Consider the following 13,900-nt stretch of genomic DNA (forward strand, 5'->3'; position numbering starts at 1 on the left):
TTTTAATCGGAGCCTGCATGGCTCCGTTTTTTGCTGTGCTGATTTTTTTCTTCCTATCATAAACGCCAGCAAAAAAGCCCGGCAGTTTTCTGCCGGACTTTTCCTTTTTTCTGACAACTCTTTTATTCTGCGTAGATCTTAACCAGTTCTTTCAGCATTGCCATCGTCTTTTCCATCCCCTCAACGGTAATGTGCTCATACGGTCCATGGCATGCATATCCGCCGGTTCCGATGTTCGGGCACGGCAGCCCCATGAAGCTTAAGCGTGCGCCGTCTGTGCCGCCGCGGATCGGAAGAACGATCGGCTCCATGCCGGCTCTTCTGGCTGCCTCTTCGGCATTCTCAATCAGATGGTAGCAAGGACGGATCTTCTCAGCCATGTTGCGGTACTGCTCTTTGATCTCCAGTTTTACCGTTCCCTCGCCGTATTTTTCATTCATTGCTTTTTCAATCCGGCGCAGATTCTCTTCTTTTGCTGCAAATTTCTCTGCATCGTGATCACGGATGATGTACTCGGACTCGGCATGTGCCACATCGCCGGACATACTGGTCAGATGATAGAAGCCTTCATATCCTTCGGTATTTCTCGGGGACTCTGCTTCCGGCAGAAGAGACTGGATCTCGCTTGCAACAGCGATTGCATTGATCATCGTGTCTTTTGCTCCGCCTGGGTGGATGTTAAATCCGGTCACCGTGAATTTCGCTCCGGCTGCATTGAAGTTTTCGAATTCGATTTCTCCCTCTGTGCCGCCGTCCACGGTATAGGCAAACTCTGCGTCAAAGCCTGGAACATCAAAAAAGTCAGGACCTTCACCGATCTCCTCATCCGGTGTAAATCCGATGGAAATCGGACCGTGCGGGATTTCTCCGGCAAGAAGGACTTCTGCCAGTGTCATAATCTCTGCCACGCCCGCCTTGTCATCAGCACCGAGCACCGTTGTTCCATCGCTTGTGATCAGTGTTCTTCCGGCCAGGGATGGAAGATGCGGGAATACTGAAACTTCCAGTGTTCTTCCGCTGTCAGCCAGCTTCAGATCCTTTCCGTCATAATTTTCATGTACGATCGGATTTACCGCATGATCTGCAAAATCAGATACCGTATCCATGTGTGCGATAAATCCCAGTTTTGTCTTTCCTTCGTATCCTTTTGTTGCCGGAATTTTTCCATAGACGTAGCATTTATCCTCTACACGGACATCCGATACGCCGAGCGCTTTCATTTCTTCTGCAAGCTGGTCTGCCAGGACTCTCTGACACTCGGAAGACGGATGGGTTCCGCTCTTCTCATTGCTCGGTGTCGGCACTTTAACATAATTCAGTAATCTTTCATATGCTTTCATTTTCTTCTTCTCCTTCTTATTTCATCAGCTTCTGGATGGTTTTGCAGAGCTCATCCACGGCGCCTTCTTTTCCCTGCCGGATATCCTCCACAACGCAGGATTTGATGTGGCTGGAAAGCAGTACCTTGTTGAAGCTGTTTAATGCAGACTGGATCGCGGATACCTGGGTCAGGATATCGACGCAGTAGCGGTCGCTCTCCACCATTTCCCGTATTCCGCGCACCTGGCCTTCAATTCTCGAAAGACGGTGGATCAGATCTTTGTATTCTTTTTCGTCCCGCACTTTTTTCCGGTCGCATTCACTGCAGTGTGTACAACATTCACCCATGAGGTTTCCTCCTTGTGTTCCGTCACTCTATATACCCCGTCTGGGTATGAATTCATGATACTCTTTTGCCCCGGCTTTGTCAATCTTCGATTTTTGCCGCAAGCGCGCCGTACAGCTTCTGGTTTACCAGACTTGCCGCGCTGCACTCCGCCTCCGGCGCGTTCGCCGACGGCTCTCCGCAGAGATCGACCGCGAGCACCTTTCTCCCCGCAAGACAGTCCTTTGCAAGGGACAGCAGCTCATCCACACGCACATTTCCCTGATCCCAGTTCGTATCAAGCTCCTCCTTTGACAGAATGTCCTTATCGACCGACAGATATACCGGAAATGTTCCCGCATGGGATGCAAAAATCTCTTTGATCTTCGCCGCTCCGCTTCCGTCGTCGAGCTCTTCCTGTGTCACAAACCAGACATGCTCCATCGCTTCTGTTTCCCGCACCGACGCCCCCGGCGGGCCGATCACACAGATTCCTTTGATGTTTTGATACGCCCCGGCAGCATCCCGGATCCAGGAACCGCAGGAGAGCACCGGAAGAAGCGCCGGCGGCTGCATATCGGTATGGTGGTCGAATACGGCTAAAAACAAATCTTCTTTTTCAAGTCCCAGCAGCAATTTGCTCATATAGTGATAATTGCCGGAATCCAGAAGGCGGATCCGCGGCAGCTCTTTCGTTTCTTTTTTTCGGCCAAGTTCCGCTTCCAGAAACTGCTCCGTCTCCGGATCGAGATAACCGTCAGTTCCCCGGAGCTCTCTCAGATCCCAGATCTTTCCCGCCTGCTCCCAGGCATATCCTTCGGACTCATAAATTCCGGAAAGGCTAAAACAAAATGGTTTCATCTTCTCTTTTACTCCTGTTATTTATTTAATGGATTCAGCTTTCTTCCCGCCGTTACAAGAAGAACGGCTGATATCAGAAGCTGCAGAACGGCACTCGCCTCCGGCAGATAATGGATCAGCGGATTCTGTCCGTAATTTCCAAGCAGATAGCAGAGCTGTTCCATCTCTCTTCCATTCCCAAGCTGGCGGCTGATGATCCCCGCAAACGAGGTAAACGGATTGAAAAGAAGAAGGTAAATTACACCTCCTACATCGATCTGCTGATAAGCTGCCGTCATCTCCTGCTGCAGCAGTCCTGCGTAGTAGGCAAGCCCCGTGCAGGCGCATATTCCTACGACCAGAAAAACGACAATGACATAGGAAAGAACGGTCGCCAGTGTGGTCCGCTTAAAAACAACCGAACAGAAAATGCCGATACTGCCGACAAAAATTCCGGTCAGAAGAAGGCCTCCCGCCATCAGAAGCAGTCCGCCAAGGCCGATACCGCCGAACACCACAACAAGGGACAGCACCGGCAGTGCCGAAACCGTCAGTATCAGAACAACGCCAAGCGATGCCTCCAGCTTTCCCGTAATGATTCTCCACGGGTTCAGGTTCGTCGTCAGCAGCACATCCAGCGTTTTTTTCTCACGCTCCAGCGAAATGCTTCCTCCCGCAACCGCCGGAACTGAAAGGACGACGAGAATAAACAGAAGATACGTCATCAGAATATAGCAGTTCATCGGAACGCTGTAACTGACCGGTGCCAGATAGCCAAGCTGGCTGCTCTCCCCGAAATAGCAGACAAACGCAACCACGGCAAGCAGCAGATTGCAGACAAAAATAATCCAGGAAATCCGCGATGACCGCGAGTTCCGCTTCATTTCTTTTTCAAATACAGGATTTAACCGCACGTTTCGTTCCCTCCTTATCCGATCGTGTTTCCGAACGTTTCTGTGTTTCGGCTCTTCTGTTCCGTTTCCCCGGTCAGATGGAAGAACAGGGACTCCAGGCTGTTGTGTTCCCGTGCAAACGAAACCACAAGGATTCCGGCATCCACCAGTTTCTGCAGCAGATACGCCTCCTCCTCCCGGCTTCCCGAAAACCAGGCCGCAATCTTGTTTTCATCCACAGAAAGGCGGCTGACCTGCGAATCCTGCCGCAATAGTTCCAGCGCCTTTGGCACCTGGTTCAGCACAGTGATGCGCAGCGGATTGGAGCTGTCGATCGCAAGCATAATGTTTTCCAGCTTTCCCTGCTGTACCATGACACCTCCGTTGATGACACCGATGCTGGTGCACAGATCTGCTAATTCCGAAAGAATATGGGAGCTGATCAGAATCGTATAATCCTCCCGCGCCAATCGCTGCAGGAGAAGCTGAAAATCCTTTCTCGAACGCGGATCCAGACCGGAATTCGGTTCATCCAGCACCAGAAGCTTCGGTTTATGGATCATCGCGCGCGCCAGACAGAGCCGCTGCTGTATGCCCCTTGAGAGCGAATCCACCATCTGCTCCTCTTTTCCCGATAGTTCGACCATCTCCAGCACTTCCCGCGCACGGACGGTTCCTGCCCGCCCGTAAATTCCATACGATGCGGCAAAAAATTCCAGATACTCTATCACGCTTAAGTTTTCATAGACGCCAAAGAAATCAGGCACAAAGCCGATCAGGCTTTTCTGCTTCAGAATATTTTTTGTCGTCCGCACGCCGTCCAGCCACAGATCGCCGCCGTCGCTCTTTAAAAGCCCTGAAATAATGCGCAGCGTCGTTGTTTTTCCCGCACCGTTCGGTCCGACAAAGCCGTAAATATCGCCTTTTTTTACTTCCATATCAAGACCGTTCAGGGCATATGTTTTTCCGTATTTTTTGGTCAGTTTCTCAATTTTCAGTATCGGCATTTGGCTCCTCCGCTAACAGGTTCTCCAGATATTGCTCCGGTGGGATCTCTTTCGCCTTTACGATCAGATTCGGTGCCTCATAGTATCCATAATTTTCATGATACTCTTCTCCCTTTTCCTCTTCGGAAAGACGGTACCGCACACGGATCTGGTTGTCCGCATTCACATACTGCGCCTCCAGCGCCGGATCACTCGCAAAATCGATCTCCCAGTCGGAAATTTCATCATACGTTCCCGTCTGAAAATTGTACAGCTCAATGATTCCATTGAAATTCCGGATCTTGGTCCCATCCTCCGTGCGGGCTTTCTCGAAAGCAAGCGAAAGAATGGTTCCCCGTTTTCCTCCCCCGCCGGTTTCTGCCGCCTGGATCTTATCTTCTAACGCCGTCATCGCATACGGCCAGAATGCAGGGTCATAGATTCCCTCGGAATCCGGCTGCATCACGCCTTTAGCATACATTCCATACAGACACCAGATGTTGTTGTTTTCAAAGACACCGTTCAGATAATACGTTACTTCTGTTTCCTCTTCCGAGATTCCGCCGGAATTCGGTCCCATTTCAAAGCTTACCGTGTTTCCGCCGTCCCATCCGCTGTACTCCTGCGCATACGGACAGTACACAACGCCGGCCTCTTTCATGTCCACAGACACTTCCTGATAGTAATACGAGATTCCATACGCTTCGTATCCGCTGTCAAGCTGGAACGTATCGTCATTGCCTGCCAGCTTTCCAAAGAAAAGGCAGTTGTCACTCCGGTTCGGCATGTGATTATAGATGACGCCGTCCAGATAATTTTTCTCTATCTCCGGCAGATCTTCTGCCGCACTCCAATTTCCGAACTCCCGCACGCTGTCCGCTTCTATTCCATCCAGCGTGATCGTCTCCCCGTTTTTGATGTCTCCAATGAGGCACAGTAACCTGGAACGGCGATCACACAGCTCTCCAGATCATAGCCTGTCTTATTTTCCACGGTTCCGCTGATCTTCTGATCCCAGAAATGAAACGTGCCTTTCAGTCCTTCGCCTTCGTCCAGCGTTTCCATCCGCTGCATGCCGAACTCATTCAGGGCAAATGCAGCCTGATTGGAAATTTCTGCCCTGTTTTTCTGTTCTCCGAAACTGATCTCCGTCTTTTCATATTCCGCATCCTCCGTTTCCGGCGATGCCGTGCTGTTGGACATATAGTCCATACGGTTGTACGTCACCAGATCGTAGGACGGATCCAGATACAGCTCATAGGAAGCATTGTACGGCGCCTGTGCACAGAAATTAATGTAATCTTTCTGGTATGTATCGTACTGCCAGATTTCTCTTACATACGTCAGCACCGGGGCCTTGAGCCTCGTGCTCTGGCCAAACAGACTGATCAGCATAACAAAGACGGCCGAGCAGGCACAGATCGCCCCCCAGAGATACTGACGTTTTCCTGTTTTTTTCAAAAAGAAATACAATCCCGGCCCTGCCAGAACCAGATAGACCAGAATCAGGCCGCCGTACAGCACCGTATTCGGACGGTTCCGGATCTTAGTGTTTTCCAGAAGATCGGAAATCGTATAGTATTTCTGATAATTCGTATTTCGTTTTGCCAGAAGGCGGCTGGTGGTCTCTTCGTCCAGAATATTTTTCAGAAAATCTACCGGCGCTTCTTTAAACGCACTGCGCTGGCTTTCCGCAAATGTCTCGTTTCCCGAAAAGGTAATCAGAAGACCTCCCTCTGCCTGCCAGAGATCAATTTCTTTCTGGATTGTCTCATCCAGTTCTTCTTTGGACTGCTCCAGAAGGATCAGCACATCCGGCGAATACGACTCCGCAAGCCCGACAAGCTCCTCTGCCCGGACAGATGCAGCTTCCACTTCATAAATCCCGTCGTTCAGCGTAACTCCATTCAGCTGCTGCCCGTAATTAGTTTCTTCTTCCACAACGCAGACTTCCACCTTGGACTGGAAGAAGCCTTCACTCGAAATCGTTTCTTCCCGACTGTACACCGTGTCCCTCTGGCTGTTCTCCAGGCGCAGGACACAAAAAGACGTATTTTCCACCAGAAGCCCTGCCGAAAAAGTCTTTGTAACGGTTCCGTTCGCCGGAATATAGATTGGAAAACGGTACGTAAAAAGGCTGTTTCTTCCATCGCCCGACCGCTTGACCCCCGGAAACAGTTTTGAGAGAATGCCTTCTCCACTGTTTCCGCGGTAAATCGATTCCGCGGCGTTTTTTATCTGAAAAACAAAGTATCCTTCAAATTCAACAGCGCTCTCATTTGTGATTGTCACACGAATCGGTACGTGATTCCCATCCTGATAGTTTCCTTCGAATCCATAAGAAAAATCAATCTGGTATTCCCCTGCGTAGCTGTTGGCAAGAAGCTGCTTTTCTTTCCCGCCGCTTCTTCCGCCATCCGACGGCGTGTTCTGATAAAGTTCTGTCCGCGTTGTCATCGCAGACACCCTCTGAACTCCCGCCAGAAGCAGAATCAGCAGCAAAATACCGGACAGACAGCAGCTTTTGCTTCTTCTTTTCCTGTTCATCGCTTTTCGTCCTCTTTCTTCCCCTTTGGCATTCCGACCGGCAGTTCCACCTCAAAGACGGTTCCCTGCAGATCACTTTTTACCCGCACCTGTCCGTGATGCAGTTCCGCAATCTGCTGTACAATCGCAAGTCCAAGTCCCGTCCCACCGGTATCGCGGCTCCTCGACTGCTCTGTCCGGTAAAATTTCTGGAAAATATGATCCAGTTCCTGTTTTGGAATGATCCGTCCGTAGTTAATGACACGCGTGACCACATATTCGCCCTCTTTTTCCATTGAGACGCGGACCTGTTTTCCCTCTTTTCCGTATTTGACAGCATTGTTCAACAGATTTCCAAAGAGCCGTGCCAGCAGCTCACCGTCCGCCTCGAGAAAAATCGCATGTTCCGCATGCAGAAATTCCACCTGAAGCTCATTTTTCACAAAAGACGGCGTCATCTCGTCGAGCATCTGCTCCATCAGCTGCACCAGATCAAGTTTTCCGAGATGCAGCTGCATCTCTTTGTGCTCCAGCTTGACGAATCCAAACAGCTCGTTCGTGAGCTGCTCCAGACGGAGTGCTTTCTGATAGGCAATATCGATATAATGATTTCTCGTCTCCTCATCCAGATCCGTCCGCGTGCGCACCCAGCCGAGATAGCCGATAATCGAAGTCAGCGGCGTACGGAGGTCATGTGCCACGGATGAGACGAGATCGTTTTTCGTATGCTCCGCGATCCGTTCCCGTTCCATAATTTCCTTGATATTCTGCTGCATCGTATTTAAGTTCTCCGCCATCACAGAAAACTCGTCATTTCCCTTTACCTCGATCGGATGATCAAAATCCCCTGCTGATATCTCCTTTACCTTTTCCAGAATCTTCCCAATGTATCGGATGGTTTCGCGCATCAGGAAATAAAAGGTCAGGCAGAACGAAAGCAGCGCAGCCGCCGTCAGAATCATCGTCCGCACCGATGGGCGGAGGCCTCCCGGTCCGATCCAGGCGCTCCGGTAACCGATGTTCATCAGTCCATTGCCGAAAAAGGTCAGAATCCCGTCGGTAAGCGTCACTACAAGCACCGTGACAAGTGCACTTACAATCAGATCAAAGACCATCCTCTGGCTGAAGTTTTTTATAAAATCAGGCTTCAATTTTGTATCCCACTCCCCAGACTGTTGTAATAATCTTATCTTCTCTTGTGTCGTCTTTCATTTTTCCGCGCAGACGGCGGATATGTACCATAACCGTGTTGTTCGCCTCATAGAATTTTTCATGCCAGACGCGCTCGAAAATTTCGTCTGTACCGAACACGCGGCCCGGGTTGGAGGCCAGCAGATACAGAATATCAAATTCGATCGGTGTCAGCTTGATGCTTTCTCCGTAGCAGACAACCTGATGGGTTACCTTGTTGATTTCCAGATGCTTTAAGGAAATCACTTCCTGGCGCTCGTGCGGCTTTGACGGATTCAGTTCGCGGTAGCGGCGGAGCTGGGATTTTACACGCGCCATCAGCTCCAGCGGATTGAACGGTTTTGCCACGTAATCGTCTGCTCCCGTTGACAGACCGACGATCTTGTCGATATCCTGCGTTTTGGCACTTACCATGATGATCGGAATGTTGTTCGTCTCCCGGATGCGGCGGCACATCGCAATACCGTCCATATCCGGCATCATCACATCGAGCAGCACCAGGTCGATTTTTTTCTCCTCCAGAATGCGGAGTCCCTCTTTTGCACTGTACGCTTTTAATACCTGAAATCCATCGCTGATCAGATAAATTTCCAGCAGATCCGCGATTTCTTTTTCATCATCCACAACTAAAATATTTGTTTCTTCCACGTCGTTTCCATCCTCTCTGTTTTTAACTACCGTAATGGTACCATGAATATTCAAAAAAATCTTTACTTAATTCTTACGTCTGTATTATCTATTATAAAAAGAAAAGCCGCCTTCCACAAGAGGCCGCTTTTCTTTTCTTCTTATATTTTTTATCTTCGTACTGCGCGGCGGTATACCACAAGAGAAACCGCTGCGGAAATGACCTCTGTGATCCAGAAGGCGTGCCATACGAAAACGCCGCCTCCCAGATGGGACAGCAGGTAAGCTGCCGGGAGAATGACAATGACATTTCGGCAGAGGGAAATGATCAGGGAAGATCCACCTTTTCCGAGTCCCTCCAGCGCACCGGAGGATGTGATGGAAACTGCCGAAATCAAAAAGCCCGCGCTGATGCGTGTCAGTGCCTGTCCGCCAAGACGGATGGTCTCCGGATTGCTGCTGAACAGTCCGATAAGCTGTTCCGGAATGGCAAGGCAGATGCCGGTTCCAATAAGCATGATCACCGCACACATAATCAGGGTGATCTCATAAATCTTCCGCACACGCTTATGCTCGCCTGCGCCGTAGTTGAAGCCGATAATCGGGCGCATGCCCTGTACAATGCCGTTTGCTGTCAGATAGATGAACGTCTGCAGCTTGTAGTAAATGCCGAGCACGACAACGTAGCTCTGGGAATACACGGCCAGGATTCCATTCAGTGCGGAAATCAGAAGAGACGGCAGCGCCAGGTTCAGGATCGCCGGGACGCCGATCGCGTACAGTCTTCCGACCAGATTTTTTCCTTCTTTTAAATATTCCGGACGGATTTTGACCGAAATCGGGCGGATCTTGTAAATGATCCAGTAAATCACGACCGGTGTCACCTGACCGATGCCGGTTGCAAGCGCCGCACCCTCAATTCCAAGACGCGGAAACGGTCCGATTCCGAAAATAATGAGCGGATCCAGAATGATGTTGACAATACAGCCGATCATCATACCGGTCATCGTCACTTTCATCCGGCCGACTGCCTGAAAACCTTTTCAAAGTAAAGGTTTGCCATGATTGCTATGGTAAACAGAAAGATAATCCGTGAATACCGGACACCAAGATCGATGACAGTTTCGGAAGAAGAAAACATCCGCAGGAAACGCTCGATGACCAGAAGGCTTCCGATCGTTAAAATAACCGCATGCAGCATGGTAAGGGCAAGACCCTGCGTTGCAGCACAGCCGGCTGCCTTTTTGTCACCTGCTCCCAGATAATACGAAATCACCGCATTCAGTCCGATTCCAAAACCGATGGCAACGGCATTTACAAAATTCTGTACCGGATAAACCAGGGAGAGCGCCGTCATGGCATCTTCGCTGATCTGTGCGACAAAGAAGCTGTCCACAATGTTATATAAGGAATTGACCAGCATCGAGATTACCATTGGAAGCGCCATCGAAACCAGCAGTGGAAATACTGGCTTTTCTTTCATAAAGTTTTCGTTCATTATTACCTCCCCTTTGTGATCTTTTCTGTTGGTGGGCTTACGTGCAGGCACGGACTTTGCTCCATTGCCCACAAAAAAGCCACGCAATTATCTGCTTTCGATAATTGCGTGGCGAAAAGAACTTTATTACAAGTTGAAAAATCCACACCAAGTTTGAGAGCAATATACCACACTTTGCCCGGGCTTGTCAAGATTTCTCCTGTAACTTTTTTTTATTCTGCATTTTTCAGTGCCTCGTCCATCGGAATCTTTTGGATGTGGCGGAACTGCAGCACAGCGATAACGGCATACGCCGCAAGGCCCATCAGATACATTTTTCCGTAAATTGCCGGATCAATATAGTATGTCAGCCAGCCGCTGTACTCGGAAAGCATAATGACATAAATCTGGCGGATCAGCGCGGAGGCAATGATCAGGCTGACACCGATTGAGACGATCACAACCCAGGTTGTCGCCGTCAGATACAGACTCCAAATTTCCCTGTTCTCGTAGCCGAGAATCTTTACCATCGAAATCGAAGTCGTATTCTTCTCGATGATCAGCTTCGTCAGCAGATAAATCAGCAGCATGAACAGTACAATCGAGAAAACATTGATCAGCTGGAACATTTCTCCCATCGACACATTGAGCTGCCGTGAAATCTTTGTCATATCATCTTCCGTAATTTTCGTCGCGATATACGATTCCTCCAGGTCCGTGATCGGCTCGTTGGAGAAATAGCCGTTAAAGTAGTCCTCTGGATGATCGAATTCCTCGCAGAAGACATCCATCGGCAGAAATACCGCAAGGGCTCCCGGGTAGGCATAAATGCTTTTTACTTCAAAGCTGTACGTTTTGTCCTCATACGGCTCTTTCAGTTCCAGTGTATCGCCGACTTTCATTCCATATTTTTCGGCATAACCGTCGGAAATCGTCACGCCGTCCTCAAACAGTTCAGCGGAAACATATTTGCTGTCTTTCTGAATTCCATATACCGAAATGCTCTCGCCCTCCCGGTTTTTCGGAATATTTTTCAGCGATGTAAGAGCAAACGTTTCCACGCCTTCCGTATTTGTCTTCAGCGATGGCGTCAGAAGTTTCTGCACAATTCCCATCAGCGTGTACTCATCATCCTCATCGATCGGATCCGGGACGTTTAAAATATACTGGTAATCTGCCAGCATATTTTCCACCGCCTCCGTCTGGTAATGTGACAGCAGCGGTTTCATCATCATACCGAACAGCAACAGAATATTGGCAAATACGATACCTAGAAACAGGGTAAAGTAACTCGATTTGTTCTGCAGCAGGATCCGCAGACGAAACCGCGAGAAGAACCGGAAGTTCGGAAGACGCACTGCATGGCTTTTTCCTTTCTTTGCAAAATCGTGGCGCAGAAAACGCAGCGGTGACAGACGCAGACGGCCGGAAATCAGCACCGCGTTGATCACAAACATCAGAATTGCCGGAATTACGGTCGTGAGCAGAAATGCATTGGCATTCCACCGCGTCTGATACGTCGGCAGACTGTAGCTTCCATAATACATACCGGCGCAGATATCTTTAAATACGGTGTATCCCAGAATATTTCCAATCACCGTCGACAAAATCGTAATCAGTACCGGCAGGGACAGATAATGCAGCAGAAGTTCCCGTCTCGTATAGCCGGATGCGCGCAGCGTTCCGATCACCGACGCTTCTTTTACAATCGTATTGTTTGTCGTAACTGCAAAAATGAACGCCATGATGGCAATCAGGATGTACAGCAGTACCTCTACCATCGCCTTGTCACCGCCCATATCGTCGCCGGTAAATTTGATTGCCTGATTGCCGTAGCGCGGCAGATAACCCGTCAGCGAGGAATGAGCCGCCAGAACCTCGACGAAATCATCGGACCATTCTTTTTCCTCGTTTTCATCTTTCGGTTCCGTATCATATTTCCAGGAATAGCAGTATTTGATATGGTCATCGGTAATGGCATCATACCCTTCTTCGGTCATGATTCCCACGCCGAATTTAACCGCATCGAACATCATGTCACTCGAATTGCTGAACAGCGCACTGTAATCTGAAAGTGCCACAAGACCGGTAACCGTCAGTTCTTTTTTATCAACCGAGATCACATCACCGACCTGCAGGTCATTATTGTCCGCATACATACGGTCAATTGCAATTTCATCCTTCTGCTGCGGCATTTCGCCTTTCATCAGGCAGACCAGATTGACCTCTGTTCTGTTTTTAAAAAGACGAATCGTGCTCTCTGGTTCCGAATCCAGATCTGTGTCGGCATCTTCGTCTTTATAGAAATTCTCGTAAATCGTTACCTTCTCTTTTTCCAGCCGTGTTCTCTGGTTGTCGGTGAACTTCTGTTCTGTTGTAAAATTTCCGTTTTCCACGTTGTATTTTTCAAAGCTTTCATCGTAAGCATACAGCATGCTCTCATCCGCAACGAGAAAACCGGACACAAAGCCAATCGTCGCCGTCATAAACAGAAAAATAACGAGATATTTTCCAATATCGTTCTTCAGTTCCCGCAGCAGGCGTTTTCGTAATGGATTTTTCATACTTCCACCCCGCTTTACCAGTCCAGATCGCCGGCGGCGATTTTGGTCTCATTGACGTAGTTTTTACGGATCTGGCCGTCGCGCAGACGAATCACGCGGTCCGCCATGTTTTTGATCGCATCATTGTGTGTTACCATGATGACGGTGTTGCCGTACTTCTGATTGACGTCCTCGATCAGCTTCAAAATTTCTTTTGAAGTATGGTAATCGAGTGCACCTGTCGGCTCATCACAGAGCAGAATGCTTGGATTTTTGATGATAGCTCTTCCGATTGAAGTACGCTGCTGCTGACCGCCAGAGAGCTGGTTCGGCAGCTTGTCGCGGTGGTCATAGAGCCCCAGTGTCTTTAACAGATCGTTGATGTCGAGCGGATGATCGCTTAAGTATGCGCCGACTTCCATATTTTCTTTCACCGTCAGGTTTGGAATCAGATTGTACATCTGGAAAACGTATCCTAAATGTTTTCGTCTGTACCGTGTCAGCGTTTTTTCATTCATATCCTCAATTTTTTCGCCTTCAATCACGATCGAACCGCTGTCCGCCTCGTCGATTCCGCCGATAATATTCAACAGTGTCGATTTACCGGAACCGGATGGACCTAGGAGAACACAGATTTCACCTTTTTCCACAGAAAACTGGATTCCCTTTAAGACCTCCACACGGCTTTCACCGGTTCCAAAACTCTTCTTCAGGTTATTAATCTCAAGAAACATAACTTTCCTCCCTGCATCTTTTTTCCTGAGTGTGTAAGAGTCTGTTTTGTGTTAGACTCTTCTAACCCCATAATACTGCTTTTTCTGTGAAATGAAAAGCGCTGTTAATGAGTATTTTTTCTCATTAGCAGCGCTCTTTCTTTTATTTTTTAACAGTAAAAAACCATCGAATCTCTCCGATGGTTTTTCCGATATACCTTCAAAACCGCATACACTACACATCTATCATTCCATTTTTGTGAACACAACCATTCAGGTCAAGCCCTCGACCGATTAGTAACAGTCAGCTCCATGCCTTACGGCACTTCCACCTCTGCCCTATCTACCTCGTCGTCTTCAAGGGGTCTTACTTCTTTCGAATGGGATATCTCATCTTGAGGGGGGCTTCACGCTTAGATGCCTTCAGCGTTTATCCCTTCCCGACTTGGCTACCCGGCC

General features: G+C 49.0%; 11 protein-coding genes, 1 rRNA gene and 1 pseudogene. All 13 read right to left on the minus strand.

The features are described 5' to 3' along the window. Window positions 1–122: 122 nt before the first annotated feature. Window positions 123–1,340 carry a peptidase T gene (gene pepT, locus DXA55_RS01270; protein ID WP_117812837.1) on the minus strand — a complete coding sequence of 406 codons (1,218 nt, stop codon included), beginning with the start codon at window positions 1,338–1,340 and terminating at the stop codon, window positions 123–125. Between the two features lie 16 nt (window positions 1,341–1,356). Next, window positions 1,357–1,668: a metal-sensing transcriptional repressor gene (locus DXA55_RS01275; RefSeq protein WP_022463104.1), complete on the minus strand. Its 312-nt coding sequence runs from the start codon at window positions 1,666–1,668 to the stop codon at window positions 1,357–1,359. Window positions 1,669–1,747: 79 nt separating this feature from the next. Beyond that, window positions 1,748–2,506 carry an arginase family protein gene (locus tag DXA55_RS01280; protein WP_117812838.1) on the minus strand — a complete coding sequence of 253 codons (759 nt, stop codon included), beginning with the start codon at window positions 2,504–2,506 and terminating at the stop codon, window positions 1,748–1,750. A gap of 17 nt (window positions 2,507–2,523) precedes the next feature. Continuing rightward, window positions 2,524–3,399 (minus strand): ABC transporter permease, encoded by an 876-nt coding sequence (locus DXA55_RS01285; RefSeq protein ID WP_055217680.1) that lies wholly within the window; start codon window positions 3,397–3,399, stop codon window positions 2,524–2,526. A 14-nt stretch (window positions 3,400–3,413) separates the two neighbouring features. After that, on the minus strand, window positions 3,414–4,379 hold the full coding sequence (locus tag DXA55_RS01290; protein ID WP_117812858.1) for an ABC transporter ATP-binding protein: 966 nt from the start codon (window positions 4,377–4,379) through the stop codon (window positions 3,414–3,416). Beyond that, window positions 4,366–5,235 carry a hypothetical protein gene (locus tag DXA55_RS01295; protein WP_117812839.1) on the minus strand — a complete coding sequence of 290 codons (870 nt, stop codon included), beginning with the start codon at window positions 5,233–5,235 and terminating at the stop codon, window positions 4,366–4,368. The genes DXA55_RS01290 and DXA55_RS01295 overlap by 14 nt, the downstream gene beginning before the upstream one ends. Window positions 5,236–5,246: 11 nt before the next feature. Further along, on the minus strand, window positions 5,247–6,911 hold the full coding sequence (locus DXA55_RS01300) for a hypothetical protein (protein WP_117812840.1): 1,665 nt from the start codon (window positions 6,909–6,911) through the stop codon (window positions 5,247–5,249). Further along, on the minus strand, window positions 6,908–8,041 hold the full coding sequence (locus DXA55_RS01305; protein WP_147341978.1) for a sensor histidine kinase: 1,134 nt from the start codon (window positions 8,039–8,041) through the stop codon (window positions 6,908–6,910). Before DXA55_RS01305 ends, DXA55_RS01300 begins: the two co-directional genes overlap by 4 nt. Continuing rightward, entirely contained in the window at window positions 8,031–8,729 is a 699-nt protein-coding gene (locus tag DXA55_RS01310; RefSeq protein WP_022462401.1) for a response regulator transcription factor, read from the minus strand. Before DXA55_RS01310 ends, DXA55_RS01305 begins: the two co-directional genes overlap by 11 nt. A gap of 149 nt (window positions 8,730–8,878) precedes the next feature. Continuing rightward, window positions 8,879–10,206: pseudogene (locus DXA55_RS19105) on the minus strand (MATE family efflux transporter). Window positions 10,207–10,418: 212 nt separating this feature from the next. After that, entirely contained in the window at window positions 10,419–12,749 is a 2,331-nt protein-coding gene (locus tag DXA55_RS01325) for an ABC transporter permease (RefSeq protein ID WP_117812843.1), read from the minus strand. 14 nt (window positions 12,750–12,763) lie between these two features. Then, window positions 12,764–13,462 carry an ABC transporter ATP-binding protein gene (locus DXA55_RS01330; protein ID WP_055217670.1) on the minus strand — a complete coding sequence of 233 codons (699 nt, stop codon included), beginning with the start codon at window positions 13,460–13,462 and terminating at the stop codon, window positions 12,764–12,766. 253 nt (window positions 13,463–13,715) lie between these two features. Further along, window positions 13,716–13,900: ribosomal RNA gene (locus DXA55_RS01335) — 23S ribosomal RNA — on the minus strand; the annotation flags it as partial.

It is taken from the genome of Blautia sp. OF03-13, assembly GCF_003460685.1.
Classification (GTDB): Bacteria; Bacillota; Clostridia; order Lachnospirales; family Lachnospiraceae; genus Fusicatenibacter; species Fusicatenibacter saccharivorans.

Excerpts from the sequence above, each read along its gene's own strand:
- DXA55_RS01300 (WP_117812840.1), bottom strand. The coding sequence starts at position 6,911 with ATGAACAGGAAAAGAAGAAGCAAAAGCTGCTGTCTGTCCGGTATTTTG.
- DXA55_RS01325 (WP_117812843.1), bottom strand. The coding sequence starts at position 12,749 with ATGAAAAATCCATTACGAAAACGCCTGCTGCGGGAACTGAAGAACGAT.
- pepT (WP_117812837.1), bottom strand. The coding sequence starts at position 1,340 with ATGAAAGCATATGAAAGATTACTGAATTATGTTAAAGTGCCGACACCG.
- DXA55_RS01330 (WP_055217670.1), bottom strand. The coding sequence starts at position 13,462 with ATGTTTCTTGAGATTAATAACCTGAAGAAGAGTTTTGGAACCGGTGAA.
- DXA55_RS01275 (WP_022463104.1), bottom strand. The coding sequence starts at position 1,668 with ATGGGTGAATGTTGTACACACTGCAGTGAATGCGACCGGAAAAAAGTG.
- DXA55_RS01280 (WP_117812838.1), bottom strand. The coding sequence starts at position 2,506 with ATGAAACCATTTTGTTTTAGCCTTTCCGGAATTTATGAGTCCGAAGGA.